We start from the raw sequence: 702 nt of genomic DNA, 5'->3' as shown, positions 1-702 counted from the left end.
TAGGCTCAGGACTCATTTTTTGAGGTAGAAGATGACGCTTGCTGCGATGTAGATTGCGGACATGAACGTATGAGCGCAGCGGTCGTATCGTGTTGCCACCCGTCGCCAGTCCTTCAGCTTTGCGAACATGTTTTCGATGAGGTGGCGCTTCTTATACAGATGCCAGTCGTAAGATGGCTTTGATGTCCTGTTCTTCTTCGGCGGCATACAGGGAGTGATGTTCCGGTCTGCGAGAGACTGTCTGATTGTATTGCTATCATATCCCCGATCACCGATGACGTCCTCTGTCTCATCCGACAGGTCCTCCAGCAGAACGTCAGCGCCTTTGAAATCACTGATCTGTCCAGCCGTCAGATGAAGGCGGACAGGGCGTCCCTGTCCATCACATATGGCCTGAAGCTTTGAGTTCAGGTCGCCTTTTGTCCGTCCGATATGGCGGGGAAATGCCCCTTTTTAAGCAGGGAGGCCGCTGTCCGGTGTGCCTTGAGGTGTATTGCATCGATCATCAGGCGTTTTGAACGGCCCGCCTGCTCTGTCAGCGCGACGAAGATCCGGTCGAAGACCCCTGCGCTCGTATTCCATCCATGCATACGCATTGGTGGAACCTTTCGGGCTCCGCCCAGACGGCTCTACCGGATGAAGCGATATCTGGCTCGCAGATAACATAAACACATCACTCACAGGCCCACCCTCCACCGGTAA

At 54.3% G+C, this 702-nt stretch carries 1 protein-coding gene; it reads right to left on the bottom strand.

The genetic code is table 11. The features are described from left to right. Nucleotides 1-12: 12 nt before the first annotated feature. Nucleotides 13-390, bottom strand: a complete 378-nt coding sequence (locus HUK82_RS17715; RefSeq protein WP_394367519.1) for an IS5 family transposase — start codon at nucleotides 388-390, stop codon at nucleotides 13-15. Nucleotides 391-702: the final 312 nt, after the last annotated feature.

The organism is Ameyamaea chiangmaiensis (assembly GCF_013376175.1).
GTDB lineage: Bacteria > Pseudomonadota > Alphaproteobacteria > Acetobacterales > Acetobacteraceae > Ameyamaea > Ameyamaea chiangmaiensis.
This window is presented reverse-complemented; position numbering and strand designations above follow the sequence as displayed.